The organism is Actinoplanes italicus, assembly GCF_003001815.1.
Lineage (GTDB): Bacteria > Actinomycetota > Actinomycetes > Mycobacteriales > Micromonosporaceae > Actinoplanes > Actinoplanes italicus.
Genome location: NZ_PVMZ01000004.1, coordinates 303,293 through 321,542, shown reverse-complemented (window position 1 = coordinate 321,542; position 18,250 = coordinate 303,293). Strand labels below are relative to the sequence as shown.

17 protein-coding genes are annotated in these 18,250 nt (G+C 72.4%); 6 read left to right on the top strand and 11 right to left on the bottom strand.

What is annotated here, in order from left to right:
- Window positions 1-323 precede the first annotated feature (323 nt).
- From CLV67_RS12770 to CLV67_RS12745, 6 genes are all read right to left on the bottom strand, one after another.
- The gene (locus CLV67_RS12770; protein WP_106317759.1) at window positions 324-728 is read right to left on the bottom strand and encodes a DUF6924 domain-containing protein; all 405 of its coding nucleotides are present in this window, start codon (window positions 726-728) and stop codon (window positions 324-326) included.
- A 60-nt stretch (window positions 729-788) separates the two neighbouring features.
- The gene (locus CLV67_RS12765; RefSeq protein ID WP_106317757.1) at window positions 789-3,914 is read right to left on the bottom strand and encodes a DUF4132 domain-containing protein; all 3,126 of its coding nucleotides are present in this window, start codon (window positions 3,912-3,914) and stop codon (window positions 789-791) included.
- Window positions 3,915-4,209: 295 nt separating this feature from the next.
- Window positions 4,210-4,422 carry a helix-hairpin-helix domain-containing protein gene (locus tag CLV67_RS12760; protein WP_106317755.1) on the bottom strand — a complete coding sequence of 71 codons (213 nt, stop codon included), beginning with the start codon at window positions 4,420-4,422 and terminating at the stop codon, window positions 4,210-4,212.
- 61 nt (window positions 4,423-4,483) lie between these two features.
- On the bottom strand, window positions 4,484-4,942 hold the full coding sequence (locus tag CLV67_RS12755; protein ID WP_106317753.1) for a DUF1036 domain-containing protein: 459 nt from the start codon (window positions 4,940-4,942) through the stop codon (window positions 4,484-4,486).
- Window positions 4,943-5,067: 125 nt separating this feature from the next.
- A complete protein-coding gene (locus tag CLV67_RS12750) occupies window positions 5,068-5,733 on the bottom strand; it encodes a DUF6882 domain-containing protein (RefSeq protein ID WP_239166083.1) in 666 nt (221 codons plus the stop codon).
- Window positions 5,734-5,826: 93 nt separating this feature from the next.
- Window positions 5,827-7,356, bottom strand: coding sequence for an alpha/beta hydrolase (locus CLV67_RS12745; protein WP_106317749.1), 1,530 nt, complete (start codon window positions 7,354-7,356; stop codon window positions 5,827-5,829).
- Window positions 7,357-7,626: 270 nt separating this feature from the next.
- Here CLV67_RS12745 and CLV67_RS12740 point away from each other — a divergent pair, with 270 nt between their 5' ends.
- Entirely contained in the window at window positions 7,627-8,178 is a 552-nt protein-coding gene (locus CLV67_RS12740; protein WP_106317747.1) for a P-loop nucleotide/nucleoside kinase family protein, read from the top strand.
- 70 nt (window positions 8,179-8,248) lie between these two features.
- Window positions 8,249-10,174: a hypothetical protein gene (locus CLV67_RS12735; protein WP_106317745.1), complete on the top strand. Its 1,926-nt coding sequence runs from the start codon at window positions 8,249-8,251 to the stop codon at window positions 10,172-10,174.
- Here CLV67_RS12735 and CLV67_RS12730 read toward each other — a convergent pair.
- The 3 genes from CLV67_RS12730 to CLV67_RS12720 are packed head-to-tail and all read right to left on the bottom strand — an operon-like array spanning window position 10,120 to window position 13,081.
- Complete coding sequence (locus CLV67_RS12730; RefSeq protein WP_203736905.1) at window positions 10,120-11,316, bottom strand: ABC transporter permease; 1,197 nt, start codon at window positions 11,314-11,316, stop codon at window positions 10,120-10,122. The two genes, CLV67_RS12735 and CLV67_RS12730, sit on opposite strands and share 55 nt — an antisense overlap.
- Entirely contained in the window at window positions 11,316-11,999 is a 684-nt protein-coding gene (locus tag CLV67_RS12725; protein WP_106317742.1) for an ABC transporter ATP-binding protein, read from the bottom strand. Before CLV67_RS12725 ends, CLV67_RS12730 begins: the two co-directional genes overlap by 1 nt.
- Entirely contained in the window at window positions 11,996-13,081 is a 1,086-nt protein-coding gene (locus CLV67_RS12720) for a peptidoglycan-binding protein (RefSeq protein ID WP_106317740.1), read from the bottom strand. Before CLV67_RS12720 ends, CLV67_RS12725 begins: the two co-directional genes overlap by 4 nt.
- Window positions 13,082-13,155: 74 nt before the next feature.
- Here CLV67_RS12720 and CLV67_RS12715 point away from each other — a divergent pair, with 74 nt between their 5' ends.
- Window positions 13,156-13,809, top strand: coding sequence for a response regulator transcription factor (locus tag CLV67_RS12715; protein WP_106317738.1), 654 nt, complete (start codon window positions 13,156-13,158; stop codon window positions 13,807-13,809).
- Between the two features lie 20 nt (window positions 13,810-13,829).
- Complete coding sequence (locus CLV67_RS12710; protein WP_106318194.1) at window positions 13,830-14,915, top strand: sensor histidine kinase; 1,086 nt, start codon at window positions 13,830-13,832, stop codon at window positions 14,913-14,915.
- Here the strand turns inward: CLV67_RS12710 and CLV67_RS12705 are convergent.
- The gene (locus CLV67_RS12705; RefSeq protein WP_106317736.1) at window positions 14,885-15,331 is read right to left on the bottom strand and encodes a hypothetical protein; all 447 of its coding nucleotides are present in this window, start codon (window positions 15,329-15,331) and stop codon (window positions 14,885-14,887) included. The genes CLV67_RS12710 and CLV67_RS12705 overlap by 31 nt on opposite strands.
- A gap of 96 nt (window positions 15,332-15,427) precedes the next feature.
- Entirely contained in the window at window positions 15,428-16,306 is an 879-nt protein-coding gene (locus tag CLV67_RS12700; RefSeq protein ID WP_106317734.1) for a LysR family transcriptional regulator, read from the bottom strand.
- A 69-nt stretch (window positions 16,307-16,375) separates the two neighbouring features.
- On the opposite strand from CLV67_RS12700, the gene CLV67_RS12695 reads away from it, so the two are divergent.
- Together CLV67_RS12695 and CLV67_RS12690 are read left to right on the top strand one after the other, a co-directional pair.
- Window positions 16,376-17,254 (top strand): EamA family transporter, encoded by an 879-nt coding sequence (locus CLV67_RS12695; RefSeq protein ID WP_106318192.1) that lies wholly within the window; start codon window positions 16,376-16,378, stop codon window positions 17,252-17,254.
- On the top strand, window positions 17,247-18,233 hold the full coding sequence (locus CLV67_RS12690) for a phosphotransferase family protein (RefSeq protein ID WP_239166082.1): 987 nt from the start codon (window positions 17,247-17,249) through the stop codon (window positions 18,231-18,233). The genes CLV67_RS12695 and CLV67_RS12690 overlap by 8 nt, the downstream gene beginning before the upstream one ends.
- The last annotated feature ends 17 nt before the right edge of the window (window positions 18,234-18,250 follow it).

Genomic DNA, 18,250 nt, shown 5'->3' with positions numbered 1-18,250 from the left:
CTCCGATCTCGGGACGTCGAGAGGTGGATGGCCGGATTCTCGACCTAGGTGCCGGAACCGGAAGGTTCAGCGACGCCCTCGCCAGAGCCGGCGGAGCGGGCGTTGTCGCTGGTGAACCGTCGGCAGCGATGCGGGCGGCGCTTCACTCCAACTGCTGATCCGTGGCGGTTTCAGCTCAGGGGGCCGATCATCGACCGGCTGGATCTCGTGGTGTTCCGTAGCCACGGTGGTGCCTCAGCGGGCGAGTAGGCCCGTTTCACGCCGCCCGGCGAAGCGGCTCGATGCCGGGCTCGGGTGAGGGGCGGCGTCCAGGAGAGACCGGTTCACTTCATGCCGCGGTAGGTGCCGTCCGCGTCGGTGACCTCGGCGAACTCCTCGAAGTCGAGGTTGCCGAGCGCCAGGTTGGCGGAGATGTCCTCGAACCAGGGCGGCGGCACCCGGAAGGTACGCCCCGGCTCGTCGCACAGATCGACCACGAGCAGCGGACGTTCGGGGTCGGTCATCGTGGTGGCGTCGGCGACGAAGACGTACGTCAGCTTGTCGTCGTCCTCCGCCGCCGCGTCCGCCTCGACCAGGGCCTGCACGGTCGTCCCCGCCCACTGCGGATCGTCGACCCAGGTCGCGTCGTCGCCGATCGCCTCCTCGAGCCCGGCCCACGCGGCGTCGTCGCTGAAGTCGACCCGCAGCACGAGCGAGGTCAGGTCGTCGGGTTGCGGTAGCGAGAGCACACCGGATCCTAAGTCGCGGCCGTCCGGCCAGGAACCCCGGTGCTCCGGTGACGGCGTTGATCACGCTGTCAGCGTCGTCAGGTCTCGCAGGATCTCCGAGGCGGTCACCGGGTCGAGCCGTCCCAGCACGACGCCTCCCAAGCCTGCCGAGCCGAGCGTCTGCTCGGGGAAGAGGTCCACCGCACCCACCGCGATTCCCGGCGACAGAGCCAGCGAGAAGACCCTGCCATCGCCCACCGGGACCTGGATCTCGCCCTGCACCCCGCCGTCCATCGCCGACGCCCGCCGCCAGCCACGCCGTTCCAGCCCCAGCACCCTGCCGGTGGGCACCGTGCGGCCCCGGAAGCGCACCAGCTCCGCGCCTGCCGCCTCGTCCGCGCCGAGCTCGAAGACCTCCCGCGCCAGCTGCGCAAACGGCTGCACGATCCGGTAGTCGGCGAACACCTCGGCCCAGCCCGGCACCGCCGCACCGAGATGCAGCGGATGCGCCACGCCCATCGTCGTCCCGGCCGCCGGCTCGGCCTCCTCGTCGTGCACATCGGCGAGGGTGCGATCCTCGGCGACCCGAACCGCGCCGGCCAGGGCCCCGTCACCGTCGTAGACGCCCCACACCAGACGTTTCGCCACGTGCCCGAGCAACGGGTGACACACGAGGAACCGCTGGAAGTCGGCAACGCTCCAGCGCCGTCCGGCCACCATCGCCCGCTCCAGCCGGCTCACCTGATCGGCGGCGACGGTGCGTACGTCCTTCTTCAGCGCGGCATACCGCTGGAACGTCCCCGGGGCCAGCGAGGGATCGTCACGCACTCCCGGCTTGGGCAACGCCCTGAGCCGCTTGCCGGCGGCATCCCGCACGTACGGCGTCAGGTGCTCGTCGAAGCCTACGGTGAACCGGCGGGGACCGTAGTCGAGGACCATGCTCCCGTCAGCGGCCAGGCCGAAGTCCGGGATCACCCGGTCGGCAAGTTCCTCCGAGCTCAGGCCCAGCCGGGCGGCAACCCGGGTCATCGTCTGCTCGGCGGCGGCCTTGAGCCCCTTGTAGCGGCTGCGCTGAGCGATGGCGGACAGATGCAGCAACGCCACCTCGGTGCCGAGCTGGGCCAGGATCTCCAGCCCCGTGACGGCACGAGCGTGCCCGCTCTCGCCGGGCCAGCTCAGGATGCGCGGGGTCAGCCGGCGAACCGTCTCGTCGTCACCGATCAGGCCGAGCGCCTCCAGCACCCACACCTGCTTGGCGTCGGCCCCGTTCGCCTGCCACAACGTGAACAACGCCCAGCCGAACTCGGCGAGGTCGGCCGGCTCCAGCATCTCGGCGGTCGGCGCCAGCCCCGGATAGTGATCGGTGACGCCGAGGGCGAGAACCATCGCCAGGTCGGTGAGCACTCCGGCCGGCAGCACGCCCGAACCGTCGCGCAGCCGGACCGGCGGGAGCAGCGCCGGTTCCACCCACGCGGGTACGGACGGCAGCTTCGCCGGTAGCCACTGCAGCGGGTCGGTGGCCAGCATGGTCTCCAGCGCGGCGGCCGCCTCCGGGCCGTGCGAGCGGGCGACGCCGCGTACCGTGTCGCCGTGCCCGCCGGCCACCAGCGCGCGCACCCCCAGTTCGGCGCGGCGCCGGTCGGCGTGACTCGACCCGAGTGAACGCGGCACGAGATCACCGGCGGCCGCATGTGGGTGCCGGTCGAGCCAGGCCCAGGCCCCCGCCCGATGCTCCGGCCGGTGGACGAACCAGTAGTTCATCAGCCACGGCAACACCGGCGCCTCGAACGGCTGCAACAACCCGATCACCGCGGCGGGCGCCTGTTTGGCCCGCTCCAGCAGCGCGGGCAGCGCCGCCACCCCGGCACCGAGCCGGTGGAACGGCGACGCGAGGAAGTTCTCCCGCTCACCCGGCCGCCACTCGACGGACTCCGCCGGCCGGGCGATCTCGACGCTCAGCCGGACCGGTTTCACCCGGCCGCGATCCCGCCACGGCGGGGCGGTCAGCAACGGAGGCAACGCCTCGGCGGGAGCCGCAGCGGCGGCGACTCCGGCGGCCACCGCATCCCGGATCCGGCCGGCCGGTGCCTCCGCGAGCCCGGCCGCGACGGTTGCGGCCAGGCCGGGATCCGCCAGCACGAGGGCGCGCAGCAGGTCGCCGACGCCGGCCCGGACCGGCGTGAGGGCGAGCAGCCGGAGAGCACGTTCCGGGAACAGGCGCGCCATGTCCAGCAGTGCGGGGCGCACATGCGGCTGGTTGACCCGGTCTATCAGGCCCTGCATCGCCTCCTCGGCCGGTAGGTGCGAGAGCAGCGACAGCAGGCCGCGGCCACCGGCCGAGTCCTTGGCCGGGATCCCGTCCAGCCAGCGCAGCAGCGGCCCGGCGGCGCCGTCCGGCCCTACGCCGTCGACCAGGGTGGCGCCCAGGTCGCGGCGCTGGTAGAAGATCCGGCTGGTGCCGGCCGCCAGCCGGTCGGCCTGTTCGGCGGTGCCGGCCGCAAAGAGAAGCGCGGTCATCCGGACGCCGTCACCATCGGCGAGCGCCTCCGCGCAGTCCTGTGCCACCCAACCGGTCTCGGTGGGCGCCAGCACCGACGTGGCACATCGCTGATAGGCGCCGAGCCCGCGGCGGGCCGCCAGCGCCGCAACCGTCTCCGCATGGATCTGGTCGGGCGCCGCGGCCAGGGCAGCGCGCACCCGCAGCAGGATCTCGATCTGCGGACCGGCGACGTAGGCGGACATGATCTGCTCGCCGGGCGCCAGCCGACGTACGCCGGCGGTCTCCGTACCATCGCGTCGCATCGACCGGAACGTGCGGCGGTCCGGCTCCAGGGCCAGCTCCATGCCGAACAGCTCGGTGGCAGCCTCGGCCGCGAACCGTACCCCCCTCTCGGCCAGCCAGAGGTCGGCGAACCACGGGTGCTTCAGGTTCGCCGGGAACCGCACGGCGATGCCCGTGGTGGCGATCACCGCCGCGCCGACCGGGTCCGTCGGCGCCGGGGTGTCCCCGCCGGCCCGTGCCGCGGCGGACAGGGCCGGCTCGGTCAAGGAGCTGAGGATCACGCCGGCCACGAATCCCGGAATCTCCCGCAGCATGTCGTCGACCGTCGCGCGCGCCTGCGGGTCCGGCCGCACAGTGCGGGTCAGGACACCGCCCCGGCGGGGATGAATCTCGGAACGCCAGGGCTCGGGCAGTGCGAACGACATCCCGGCAACCTACTCCGCCCACCCGCACGGAGATCAACCAGAAGGGCCCCTGGTACGGCAGCTGCCGTTCGTGATCACGGTTGAGGCCGGAGGCCAAGCCCTTCGGTGGGCGCGTGACGTCGTGGGCGGCGACCGCAGGAGCACACGCTGCGGATTCATGGACGCGCATTGTCGTCCTGGCGACGGTCGAAGCACTCGGTGCCGCTGCAGGCGCGCCGATCGCTGCTCAATCCCAGCACCCGCACCAGCCCGGGGTGATCGGACCAGGAACCGAGCTCAGATCACGAACTGCGGCCTAGGGTGCGAAGGAGAGCCCGCGTTCGGCGAGAGCGGCCTCGAGAAGCCGCACGGCCTTCGGGCCGACCCCGTGCATGGCGAGCAGCTCCTGCCGGCGAAGGGCCGCCACCTGCTGCAGGGTGCTGATGCCGACGTGCAGCAGGGCGCTGTTCGCGGGCCGGCCGATCGGTGGCAGATCCCCGATCTGGGCGGGAACGTCGCGGGTGCTCATCCCGCCACCCTAAGGTGCCCGACGGCAGGTTCTCCCGGTGGAACAAGATCGCCGCCGGGTCTCAGCTGCGCCCCAGTGGAAGCACGATTTCGCTCCGGAGCGCGCTGTAGTTGTACCGGCGCATCGTGATCGGGTTCAGCGTGGACCCGGGGCGGCGCAGGGACTTCTCGCAACTGGAGAACTTGTTGTCCGGAACGTTGACGCTGAGGGCCCGTCCGCCCCATGTCGCATCGTCGCCAAGGGATTCCGCGTAATACAGGAATGAGCCGCCTTGCGCGATCGCTACGAGTTGCTTCTCGCCGGATTCGATTGTCCACCACCCCTCCACCAGCCAGCCGCCGCACGCGCTGTCGTAGGTCGCGGTAGCGACATTGACCTCATGAGGATAAAGATTCCTGATGTAGACGTCGGTGCTCGAGAGGGCATTCTCGGCAGGCTCGGCAGCCTGCACGGGAACGGCAGGAATCGCTCCGAGAAAAAGACCGGCGACAGCGGCCGCGGTCCAGCGTCGACTTATCATTGCGACTCCCTGAAGACGCGATATCGATCGGGAACAAATGGATACGTGGCGAGCGTACCCGCACCCCGATCAGCCAGAACCGGTTTCTTTAACAGACCGATGATTCCCATCATCGGACGATTACGTCAGCGGGGCTGGACGCCGCCGGTCAGTTCGCTGATGCGGCCCAGCTGGTCGAACGACACCCGCATGTGGGAGCCGTCCGGATGCCTGCCCACCACGCCGGCCTTGCCGTCGTCGACCCGCCAGCCCTGCTGCCGCAGGAAGTTGACCACGACCGTGCGGTGGTCGACGGCGAACGCCTGAATGACCTGGCCCAGCACCGTGAACGCCCGCTCCGGCGTGACCGCGCCCTGCACCCGTGACGGCAGGTTCTCCAGGTGGAAGAAGATCGCCCCGCCGTTGTAGGTGCCCCGGTAGTAGGGGCGCCCGGTCAGCCCCGACGCGACCAGCGACAGACGGTGACCGTCGATGCGGTCCAGGCGCAGCGACGGCTCGTACAGCTCGCGGACGCCCTCACCCCGTCCGTGTTCGCGCAGCCAGCCGGCCAGTTGCAGCAGGGACGGGTCGAGGTTGCTGGCGCTGTTGGCCCACGCCCACAGCCACGTCCGGTCCGCGTGACTCTCCGTGCCCAGCAACTGGACGGGGTAGCGCAGATCGTTGCCGAACGTGACCGTTCCGGCGTTCAGATCGAGCTGCCAGCCACGGTCACCGAGCAGGTCGGCGAGCGCCAGCTGGCGAGCCATGCCGGTGGCGACGTGCTGGGCGAACAGTTCTTCGAACGAGGACACGGACCGGGCCTTTCGATCAAGGGAGCCGGTGCAGTGTGACATGCCTTTACCGCCGGTGCCGACCCCGTGGGCCGGCACCGGCGGCGCCGGACCCTAGACAGCGGGGAACGGAGCGCGGTCCTGCGTGCAGCGGGTGCCCTTCGGCGGGACCTCGCCGTTGAGCAGATAACGCGTATACCAGCTGGTAACACACGCGCTGTAGTTGCTGGTGTGACCGAAACCGTCCAACGTCAGCAACCGAGCGTTACCGAGTTGCCGGGTCATCCGGACGCCGAAGTCGTACCGGGTCGCCGGGTCGTACGTCGGGTTGACGACGAGCACGGTCTGGGCGGTGCGGCGGTTCCACGGCCCGTCGTAGGCCTCCCTGATGATCGGCCAGTTGGCGCAGCCGACCTCACTGAACGCCTCCGAACGCCCGAACGTGGGATGCGCCTTCTCGAACACGGTCGCGAAGGCCGGGTAGAGCTTCGGATTGCGGGGCAGAGGAGCGTCCGCGCAGTTCACGGCGAAGAAGGAGTCATTACCGGTGTACGAGTACGCGTCCGTCAGCCAGCCGCGTGCCGGCGGCGCCTTCGGCAGCTCCACGGCGGCCGTCCGCAGCGCCGACGGGTCACCGAAGATGCCCTCGTGCAGCACTTCCAGGGTCTCCGCCGCGGCCGGGAAGTTCGCCACGTTGTAGAGGATCTGCCCGATGTAGCCGGTCAGGTCGTCGATGGTGACCGTGCCCAGTCCGGGGACTTCGGCCGGTCCCTGCCGCAGCCGGTCGCGGAGCCGGTCGAACTTGCCGCGGGCGCCACCTGAGAACGCGCACGCCGGACCGGCCTTGTCACATTCGGCCAGGAAGCCCGACAGGGCGATCTCGAACCCGCCGGCCCGGTCGAACTTGTTCGCGAGCCGGTGGTTGGTCCGCTGATCCGGGTCGACGTTGCCGTCGATGATCACGGCCCGCACCTTGTCCGGGAACAGGTTGGCGTACGTGGCGCCGATCAGCGTCCCGTACGAGTAGCCGATGAAGTTGAGCCGGGAGTCGCCGGCGCCCTGCCGCAGCAGGTCGAGGTCCTTGACCACGTTGAGCGTGCTCATGTGGGTCAGCAGCGGACCCATGTTCTTCTTGCAGGCCTCGGTGTACTCCCAGTTCGCCTTCAGCGTCTCGCTGATCTCCGCCTTGGTGAGTGGCACGCCCTTCATGCGGGCGAACAGCGCCTCGGCCTCCTCATCGGTGGCGAAGCATTGCACGGGGTCACTGGCCCCGATGCCGCGCGGGTCGAAGCCGACCAGGTCGAACCGGGCCAGCACCTCGGGTGAGGCGATCCGGGCCGCCGAGCGGACCATCCCGCGACCGGCACCGCCGGGGCCGCCGGGATTCACGAAGATCGTCCCGATCTTCGCGGCCGGGTTGTCGGCCGGCCGGCGCGACAGGGCGATGGTGGTGGTCGCGCCGCGTGGCTTGTCGTGGTCGAGCGGCACTTCGTAGGTCGCGCACTGGAAGCCCGCCAGGGTGGGCTCGGTGCAGGCGGACCAGGCGATCGCCGGCGCCGCCGTGGCGGCGGCGGCGCCGGGCACGGCGATCGCGGCGGTGACGAGGGTGAGAGCGGCGGCCGCCTGTACGGCGAGTCGGCGCATGAGCACTCCTTCCGGGTGGGAAGCAGGAACCCGCGCATGCTCTCACGTATTCGAATGTATCGCTGTCATCTCCGGTCATCCCCGCGTCCATCAACTGCTGACCCCTCGGATAGGGTCGGGTGCATGGGTTGCAACGCCAGCATGCAGATCCGGACCGCTGACCAGCGGCGGTAACGCGATCGGCGTACCGCCGGATCAGTGTCCGCCGGCAGCCGGGACCCCTTCGCGTCGCTGTGCTGCCGGATCGTCGCGTGTTCCGGAGCAGATCTCATGTCCCAGCATCCCGACCATCCCGTACCCGCCAGGCTCTTCCTGATGGTGGGCCTTCCCGGCGCCGGGAAGACCCACCGGGCCGGGCAGCTCGCCGCGGCGCACGGCGCACTGCGGCTCACCCCCGACGAGTGGATGATCTCCCTGTTCGACGGCACGCAGCCCGGCGGCAAGCGTGACCTGCTGGAGGGGCGGCTCATCACGCTGGCCCTGCAGGCGCTGCGGCTGGGCGTCGGCGTCGTGCTCGACTTCGGGCTCTGGTCCCGTGACGAACGCTCGGCACTGCGCTGGCTCGCGGCTGCGGCCGGGGCGGTCGCCGAGGTCGTCTACCTGCCCGTGGAGGAACAGGTCCAGCGTGCCCGGATCGCGCACCGGCAGGCCACCGCGCCGCACACCACGTTCCCGATGAGCCCGGCGGACATCGCGGCGTGGCGGCGGCAGTTCCAGGCGCCGGACGCCACCGAGCTGCGCGGCGGCATCCCCGCACCACCGCCGGGGTGGCCGGGCTGGCCGGAGTGGGCCGCGGACCGGTGGCCGTCCCTGGCCGGGTAGCGGGCGGCCGGACGGCCTGACACCCTGTTGCGGGGCCGCCGGGCGACGCGGCCCGGGAACGGGGAGAGAGTTGCCGCAACGTACGACCGGACCGTTCGTCAAGGACGTCGACCTCGGCGGGCTGGCTCCCGGCGGGGACGGGCAGAGCGTGGTCCGCGCGCTGGGCGGGTTGCTGTGGCTCGGCCCGCGGACCGTGCCGGACGGGCCGCGGGTGGTGGCCGGGCTGATCGAGCTGGCGGCCCTGCCGGGTAACACCAACCGGGTACGCATCCTGCGGCTGCTCGGCCAGGCGGCCCGGAACAACCGGTACGAGTGGCGATCGGACGGGCTGCCCGTGAAGCGGGCCCTGCGCGCGGGCCTGCCGGTGCTGCTCGGGTTCCTCGAGGATCCCGACCCGGAGGTCCGGCGTGTGGTCCCGTACCTCATGTGTGAATTCCTCGACGAGGATGCGGGCGTGACCGCCCTGCTGCACGCCCGCACCGCCGTCGAGACCGACGACTTCGCACTCGTCTCCCAGCTGCGGGCGCTCGACGAACTGACCGAGGCCTACGGTGACCCGGGCCGGGTGGCACCGGCCGCGTGGTTCCGGTCGTGGCTGGACCATCGCAGCCCCGCGGTGCGGATGGCCGCCGCCGGTGCCGTCGCCCGCCGTGACACCGACGGCGCCGGGCTCGCCGCAGTGGCGTTGGGCTGCCTCGACGCCGAACCGGAGAGCCTGTGGCGGGACTCGCCGTGGCGCCACGGCATGGCCTGGCTCGCCGGGCGGCTCAGCGAGCATCCTGACGTGGGCGAGCGGGTCGCGCTCGCCATGTTCGGGAGGAACATGCACGGGTCGGCTCCGAAGGTCCTGGACCGGTGGCGCCGGCCGATGCCGGAGCTGTGGGAGGCGGCCGCCGCCGGGCTCACCGATGACGACGACCGGGTGCGCAAGGAGTGCGCGCTGCTGTTCGCGGCCGCAGACCCGACCGTGACCAGCGCATACGCTGACGCGCTGTGGGAAGCCGCGGCCGGCGGTGTCGAGTCCGCGATCGTGCCGCTGACCCTGATCGGCGACGAACGAGCGTTGCCGGCGCTGCAGCAGCGGCTCGTCGCCCGGCGAATCGCGTCGTACACCATCGTGACCGCGTTCCGGCAGATCCTGATCAGCGACCTGCTCGCACCGATGGCCGGGCACGCCGAGCGGCTGCTGCCCGCGATCCGGGCCCTGCTCGCGGGTGAGCCGGTCACGGACCTGGCCGACCTGCTCGGCGGCCTGGCACTCTGGGGCCCGGCGAGCGCCGCCGCGGTGCCGGAGCTCGGCCGGCTGCTGACGACCGGGCACGCCGAGCAGGCCTGTCGGGTTCTCGGCGCGATCGGCCCGCCGGCCGCGTCGCTCGCCGGCGAACTGCGGGAACTGGCTCTCGGACGGCGGCGGCCGGAGCCGGTCCGCGCGCCGGTGTGGCACGGCACGCAGCGGGCCGCCTGGGCACACTGGCGGGTCACCGGGGATCCCTCGGTCGCGCTGCCGGTGATCGGTGGCGCCACGCGTCGCGGGCCGGGGCATGCGCTGCTGCGATGCCTGGCGGAGCTCGGGCCTGTCGCGGCCGGACACGCCGGGGATGTCCGCGTGCTCCTGAGCCTGCCCGGCGACTGGAACCGCGTCGAGGCGGCACACGCGTACTGGCGGATCACCGGCGACGCCGGACCCGTGGTCCCGGTGCTGCTCGACCTGATGGCGCCGCTGCGCACCGGCCGCAACAGCCCCGTGCTGCGGCGGGCGGTCCACTGCGCCGGCGCGGTCGGCTCCGCCGGTGCGCCGGTCCTGCCGCTGCTCGACGAGGTGCTCGCGGCGCCGCGCCGGTCCACCGATCCGCTGAGCCGCCGCCCGATCCTCGACGACTTGGCGCTGCTCGAGCAGGCCCGCACCGCCAGCGGGCTGATCCGGTCGCTCCACCCTGACGATCATGCGGCCAGGGCCTCGGTGGGGCTGAGACGAGCGGCCCGGCGAGCCGGATAGAGGCCGGCCACGGCGCCGATCAGAACCGCGGCGCCGGTCCCCGAGACGACCGGTCCGACGGGCAGGATCAAAGGCCAACCCATCACCACGGCGTACGCCGACGCGGCCGCCAGCCCGAGCGCCGCGCCGGCCGCCGCGCCCAGCGTGGTCAGGGCCACCGCCTCGGTCAGGAACTGGAGCCGGATCTGGCAGCGGGTGGCACCCAGAGCGCGGCGCAGCCCGATCTCCCGGCGGCGTTCCAGCACCGAGATCACCATGACGTTGGCGACGCCGACACCGCCGGCGAGCAGCGCGACCGCGCCCACCCCGGCGAGCAGGGCGTCGAACGCGTCGCCGGCCGCGATCTCGGCCTCCAGTTCCCGGGCGGGGGAGCTGACCTCGACCCGGCCGGGATGCTCCGGGTCGATCGTCCGGGCGAGAACCTCGTGCACGGATGTCACGGTGTCCGCGGTGGAACGCTCGTACAGCAGGCTCGCGTGGCCGCGGAAGCCCAGGGCGGCGGCGTGGTCCCAGCCGACCAGCGCGGACCGGTCGATCTCCGGTGCCAGGACGAGCCGGTCGAGGACGCCGACGACGAGATGCCACCGCCCGGCGATGTACACGTGTGCCCCGGCCCGGTCGATGCCGAGCCGGTCGGCGGCCAGGGCGCCGAGCACCACGACCGGGTAGCGGCCGGTGGCGTCGTTGAGGAACGTCCCGGACCTCACGGTGCCCCGCAGGGTGCCCAGGAGGTCGGCGCGGACCGCCCGTACCGCCAGGCCATTGGTCTCCGCGGGGTTGATCTTGTCGGTGCGTCGCACCGTCGCGTCCTCGACGAGGCCGATCGCGGACACGTCGGTGACGCCGGGGATCCGGGCGACCATCCGCTGCGCGCTCTCGGGAAAGGTCGCCTCCTGCCCGGTCACGGTCCGGCCGGGGGAGGCGGTGAGCAGGGTGGAGCCGAGCGCACGGATGTCCGCGATCAGCCCGGCCCGGCTGATCGTGCTGATCCCGGCGAGTCCCACCATGGCGGCGACCCCGATGGCGATGCCGAGCGCGGACAGCACGGCGCGCAACGGCCGGCCGCGCAGCCCGTCGAGTCCGGTCCGGATCAGATCGGTGGCGCGCGGGCGTGCGGGTTCGGGCAGTGGGGGAGCGGAGATCATGGGCGGGCTCCGGTGTCGAGGTGGATACGGCCGTCGCGAAGTTCCACGCGGCGGGGCAGGGCTGCGGCGATCTCCTGGTCGTGGGTGACCACCACGACGGCGGTGCCGTCCCGGTGCAGGTCGCGCAGCAGCCTCAGTACCTCGCCGCCGGAGACTGAGTCGAGGTTGCCGGTCGGTTCGTCGGCCAGCAACAGCGGCGGCCGGCCGACGACGGCGCGGGCGATGGCGACGCGCTGCTTCTCGCCGCCGGACAGCTGGTGCGGGCGGTGGTCGAGGCGGTGGCCGAGGCCGACGCGGTCCAGTGCCTCCCGCGCGAGCCGCCGCCGGCCCGGGCGGGGAACACCGTGGTAGAGCAGGCCGGTGGCCACGTCGTCGACGGCGGACAGGTGCGGGGTGAGGAAGAACTGCTGGAACACGAATCCGATCCAGCGGGCCCGGATCGCCGCCAGCCGCCGGTCGGGCAGCCGGGCCACGTCGTGTCCGTGGAGGTCCACGCGTCCGCTGGTCGGCCGGTCGAGGGTGCCCATCAGCTGCAGGAGCGTGGACTTGCCGGACCCGGACGGGCCGATGATCGCGACGGACTCGCCGGGGTGTACGGCCAGCGTCGCCCGGTGCAGTGCCGTCACCCCGCCCGGGTACGCCCTGGTGACGTCGTGGACCGCGACGACCGGCCCGTTCACGAGATCGGCACCTGCACCCTCGTGCCCTCGGTGAGGTCGCCCCGGACCTCGACCCGGTCACCGTCGAAGATGCCGAGCTCGACCCGCACCGCGGTGACCGTCCCGTCGTCGCCGACCACGCTGACCGCATACGATCCGTCGGCCGCGGCCAGCAGGGCGTGCACCGGCACAGCCAGGACGCCCGGGTGCGCGGCGCTGGTGAACGCGACGGTGACCGGGGCGCTGTCGAGGGTTCCGGCGTCGGCGGCCCGGTCCAGGGTGATCGTGACGGTGATGGTGGCGGACTCGGTGCCGAGCCCCGTCTGTGACCGTGCGTCGGCCGGGTCGGCGACCGCGACCGTGCCCACCGAGGCGATCCGGCCGGTTACGGTCCGCCCGGCGGGCAGTTCGATGCGGACCGCGGCTCCGGGCGCGGCGATGTGCTGGGAGGCGACCGGCAGACCGGCCGTCACCTGGCGGGTCGTGCCGGAGGCGGTGAGCACCGTGCCGGAGGCGGGGCCGCCGGGCAGCGAGGTCGATCCGGTGACGCGGATCGGTCCCGGCATCGTGACGACGTCGCCCGGCGCGACGGTGCCCGTGCGAGGCAGGCCGGTGGCCTTCTGCCAGCGGCGGATCGCCGACCGGGTGGCCGCGGTGAACGTGCGGTCGACCGTGAGACCCGCGCCGTGGCCGAGCGCGACCAGATTGCGTTCCAGCTGCAGCACGTCGGCGCCGCCGGTCATCCCGGGTTCGAGGGTCCGCCAGAACGGCGTGCCGTAGAACAGCGGCACCGGGCGGCCGTCGGCCCGATACACCGGCCTGCCGCGGGTCACGACCGTTCCGGCCGCGGGCAGCCAGGTGACGGTTCCCGAGCCCCGGCCCAGCACGGTGTACGCGCCCGCGTACCCCAGAGTGCCGTCGACCTCGACGGCGGTGGACAGATCCGCCCGCCGGACCAGCGCTGTCGGCAGGGTCGCGGCGGCCGCCGCGGGCGCGGGCCCCTCGTCGTGAGTCAGGTGAACCGCGGCCGCGGTGCCGGCGGCGAGGACCACCACCCCGCCCGCGACCAGCCATCGCCGGTGTCTCGTGTGTTCGGTTGCCATGCGGGCAGCGTGGCCCGGACCGGGTTTCGCGGAGGTGAGCGTCGATGAGCCGTCATCGATTAGCCTCCGCTGGCATGCGGATACTCGTGGCCGAGGACGAGCGTTTCCTGGCCGCCCTGGTGGCCGAGGGACTACGTGAGCAGGCGATGGCGGTCGACGTCGCCCATGACGGTGCGGCCGCGCTGGAGCGGCTCGCGGTCAACGACTACGACGTGCTCGTCCTGGATCGCGACCTGCCCGTCGTGCACGGCGACGACGTGTGCGAGCAGCTGTCACGCGGTGGGGCGCCGGTGCGGATCCTGATGCTGACCGCGTCCGGGGAGCTGACCGACCGGATCGACGGGCTGAACCTGGGCGCCGACGACTACCTGGCCAAGCCTTTCGCGTTCGAGGAGCTGGTGGCGCGGATCCGGGCGCTGGCCCGCCGCACCGGGCGGCCGCTGCCGCCGGTGCTGGAGCGGGCCGGGATCACCCTGGACGCCTCCTACCGGCAGGCGTTCCGGGACGGTCGCGCCCTGGCGCTGTCGCGCAAGGAGTACGCGGTCCTGGAGGTCCTGATGCGGGCGCAGGGTGCCGTGGTCAGCACCGAGGAACTACTGGAACGGGCCTGGGACGAGCACATCGACCCGTTCACCACCGCCGTCAAGGTCACCATGAGCAAGCTGCGGGCCAAACTCGGCGATCCGCCGGTCATCGTCACCGTCCCGGGCAGCGGGTACCGGCTGTGAACCGGTCGGTGCGTGCCCGGATGACCCTGCTGTACGGCGGACTGTTCACCACCGTCACGGTGGCGGTGCTGCTCGCCGCCCTGATCCTGCAGAGCTGGGCGGTCTCCGCCGCTCTCGGCGGCCGGGGTGGACGGACCTGTGCCGGGCCGGAATGCGACGCCCCACCACCACAACCCCCTGATGACGTACGCGAAAGCGTGCTCACCAGCCAGCGGCTCATCCTGGTGGCCGCCGTCGCGGTGATCGCGGTCCTCGCGTTCGCGGTCTGCTGGTGGATGACCGGCCGCCTGCTGCGCCCGCTGCATCGGATCACCGCCGCCGCGCAACGGCTGTCGCTGTCCACCCTGCACGAACGGCTCGCGCTGACCGGCCCGGACGACGAGTTGCGGCGCCTGGCCGACACCTTCGACGCCATGCTCGACCGGCTGGAACGGGCTGTCGACAGTCAGCGCCGGTTCATCGCGAACGCCTCGCACGAGCTGCGCACCCCGCTGGCCGTGCAGCGGACCGCTCTCGAGGTGGGCCTGGCCGATCCGTCGCCGGAACGGGTCCGGCTGATCCGCGCCGAGCTGCTGCGCAACACCCTGCGTTCGGAACGGCTCATCGACGGCCTGCTGCAGCTGGCCAAGGGCGAGCGGGGCCCGGACGCCGCCGTTCCGGTCGATTTCGGGCGGGTGGTGGGAGAGGTGGTGGGCAGGCAGCGGGATGCGGGGGTCACCGTTTCGTCTGCGGTACGTACGGCGACCGTTGTCGGTGACGAGGTGATGCTGTCCCAGCTGGTCGCGAATCTGGTGCAGAACGCGATCCGTTACAACGTGCCGGAGGGGATCGTCCGGGTGGAGCTGACCGGCGACGGCACGCTGACGGTCGTCAATACCGGTCCGAGGGTGCCGCCGGAGCGGGCCGTTGAGCTGCTGGAACCGTTCCGCCGCCTGGACGCCGACCGCACCGGGGCGGGTGACGGCGCCGGTCTGGGGCTGTCCATCGTCGCGGCGATCGCCCGCGCGCACGGTGGCGGCGTCAGGGTGCGGGCCAACCCGGACGGTGGCCTGACCGTCCGGGTCGACCTGCCGGTTCAGCCCGTGCTCTCCTCGCAGGCCTCCTGAAGCTCGCGCAGGTTCTGCGGCGGGTGCTCGATGCGTAGCTGCGGATCCTCCAGAGTGGGGTCGGCAACCTGAATACCCTGGCCACGTAGGCAGCGGGCCACCTTGACGTAGCGGTCGAGCTCCTCGGCGGAGGGTCTGGCGTACATGCCGGGCGGTGCCACGCCGCGGCAGGCGGCCTCGGCGGCCTCGATCGCGGCGGGGTCGGTGTCCTTCGGCATGGTGTATCCGTCACCGGGGTTGAGCTTGACCGGCAGGCCCTGTTCCTGGAGGCATTCCACGTAGGTGACGACCTTGGTGAACGGGTCGGCCTCGCCGGAGGGTGGCGTGTCGCCGGGCTCGCCGGCCGGGTCGGCGGTGCATCCGGGCAGGATCAGGACGGTGGCCAGCAGCAGGGCCTTCAGCAGCGTCGTCTTCATGCCGGCCAGTGTCGGAGCCGGCCGGTTTCGCGCCGGTGACCGTCAGGGGCCGCCCCGGATGACCGGCCCGGCGCTCGGGCCTCACAACCTATCTTCCTAGGATGCACTAGGGGGTGTGCTGCCGTACGCGCTGCGGCTCAACCCGACCAGGTCGTCGAGGTTCGCCGGGGGATCGTCACGCCACCACGCCAGCCACACGTCGATCGGCGGAGCCTGCCGCAGCATCCGGTACGCCACACCGGGCCGCGGATTCTGATTCGCCGTCGCCTCCGACGTGATGCCCACGGCCTGCCCCGCGGCGATCAGGGTGAGCCACTCGTCGACGCTGTGGGTGGTGCGCACGTTCTCCGGGCCCGGCTCCGGATGCCACAGCCCGAGCGTGGTCGTCCCGGTCCGGGCGTCGATCGCCACCGGGTACCGGAGCAGGTCTCGAAGATGCAGAGTCCGTCGCCGGGCCAGCGCGTTGTCCGTGGCCACCGCGGCGCAGCGGGCCTCATGGCCGATCAGCGCGGACTCGAACCGCGGATCGTCGAGCGCCCGCCGGACCACGGCCACGTCGGTGGTGCCGTCGCTGAGGCCCGCGGTCGGGGTGTTGATGTGCACGAACACCAGAGGAGTGCCGGGATGCCCGGTCGCCCAGGCCCGCTGCACCCGCCGGGTGTGCTTGCCGAGGGCCGCCCACGCGTACCCGACCCGCAGCTCACTGCGCTGCCGCTCGGCCTCGGCCAGTCGCTGCAGGTGGGCGACCTCCTCCAGAACCCTGCGGGCGCCGGCCAGCACCTGCGTCCCGGTCGCGGTCAGCGTCACGTGGCGGGTGGTCCGCTGCAGTACGCGTACGCCCAGCGCCTCCTCCAGCGCGGCCACGGCCCGCGACACCGCCGCCTGGGAGATGCCGAGCTCACCGGCGGCGTCGGTGAATGTGCCGGTGTCGACGACGGCGACCAGGCACCGCAGATGACGCAACTGCAGATCCATGCGCTCAGCGTATAAGTGGCGCGCCGCGCGTATTTCTCCCCGGCCGCCGAGACGTCGAGACTCGTCACCATGACAGTGGAGGTCGAACAGCGCCCGGCGACGGCACGACGCGGATCACGGATGGCCGGGCTCGCGGTCCTGATGGCCGGGGCGGCCAGCAACCAGACCGGCGCGGCGATCGGCGCGCACGCGTTCGACCTGATCGGCCCGCCCGGTGTGGTCGCGGTGCGCCAGTTCGTGGCCGCCTCGGTGCTGCTGCCCGCGGTCCGGCCCAACCTGCGCCGGTTCACCCGGGCACAGTGGTGGCCGACGATCCTGCTCGGCGTCGTGTTCGTCAGCATGAACCTCGGCCTCTACACCGCCATCGACCGGATCGGCCTGGGACTGGCGGTCACCCTGGAGTTCCTCGGCCCGCTCGCCGTGGCGCTGGCCGGTTCCCGCAGCCGCCTCGACCTGGTCTGCGCGGCCGCCGCCGGCGCCGGGGTGTACGTGCTGGTCCTGCCGTCGGGCAGCAGCGACTGGATCGGCATCGGCTGCGGGCTGCTGGCCGCCGGGTGCTGGGCGTCGTACATCCTGCTCAACCGGCTGCTCGGGCAACGGCTGCCCGGCCTGCAGGCCACCGCCGCCGCGACCACGGTCGCCGCCGTGCTGACCCTGCCGCTGCTGATCGTGCTCGTCGCGCAGGGCCGGATGACGCCGCTCGCGCTCCTCTACGGCGTCGCCGCCGGAGTGCTCGCGTCGGTCATCCCGTACGCGAGCGACCTGATCGCGCTACGGCGAGTGCCGGCCCACTTCTTCGGCGTGCTGATGAGCGTCCACCCCGTCTTCGCGGCCCTCGCCGGGCTGGTCCTTCTCGGACAGGTGCTGGACGTGCACGAGTGGATCGGCATCGCCGTGGTGGTCGGCGCGAACATCCTGGCCGTCCGGCACAATGCGGGACGTGGCTGAGCAACTGGTTCATTCGACGGCCAACGAGGTCACCGGCGGGGTGTGGCGCATCCCGTGGGACGACGGGACCGCGATCCGCAAGCTGGTCGTCCCGCGCCGCGACGGCGCCGCCGCGCATCTGGCGGCCAGCGACGATCCGGGGCACTTCAACTACTGGCGGCGCGAGCCGCTCGCCTACGAGACCGGGTTCGCGGCGTCGGCGTTCGCGGCCGGTGGCATCGCGGTTCCCGAGCTGCTGTCGATCGGTGCGCTCGACGACGGCGGGATCGAGATGGTCCTCGAGGACGTCGGTGGGACGGCGGGGATGTCCTTCGGCACTGACGAGCTGGGCGAATGCGCGTACCAGATCGGGGTCGGGCAGAGCGGACGGACCGGGAACCCGCCGCCGCTCGCCTGGCTGGCCCGGGATTTCCTTCGCGACTACACCCTCGCCCAGCCGGTTCCCGACGATCTGCGCTGGGATCATCCGGCGGCCCGGGCCGCGTGGTCGCCGTCGCTGCGCGCCGGCCTGCGACGGCTGTGGGAACGGCGCCACGAGCTGCTCGAGGCGTCGGCAGCGCTGCCGCGCACCCTCTGCCACCACGACGTCTGGCCGATGAATCTGATCCGTTCCGGTCGCGGGGTGGTTCTTCTCGATTGGGCGTACGCGGGCGCGGGCGCCGTGGGTGAGGACGCGGCGAACCTGGCGCTGGACACCTTCTGGGACGGTTACGTCGACGTGACCCGCCTGCCTGCCGTCGTCGAGGCGGTGACCAGCGGGTACGCGCGCGGGATGGCGCCCGTGCTGTCCCCGGACGAGGCCCGGCGCGCGATCATGGTCACCGGCGCGGCCAAGTACTTCTGGCTGGCCCCGCGCATGCTGTCGATGGCGTGGGACGCCCCGCGCGGCCGTGGCTACGACACCCGCGACTGGCAGTCGATGTTCGCCGGCCGCGCTCCGATGTTCCAGCTCGTCGTCGACTGGTCCGAGGCGATCTGACCCCCTGAGTGCCGGCG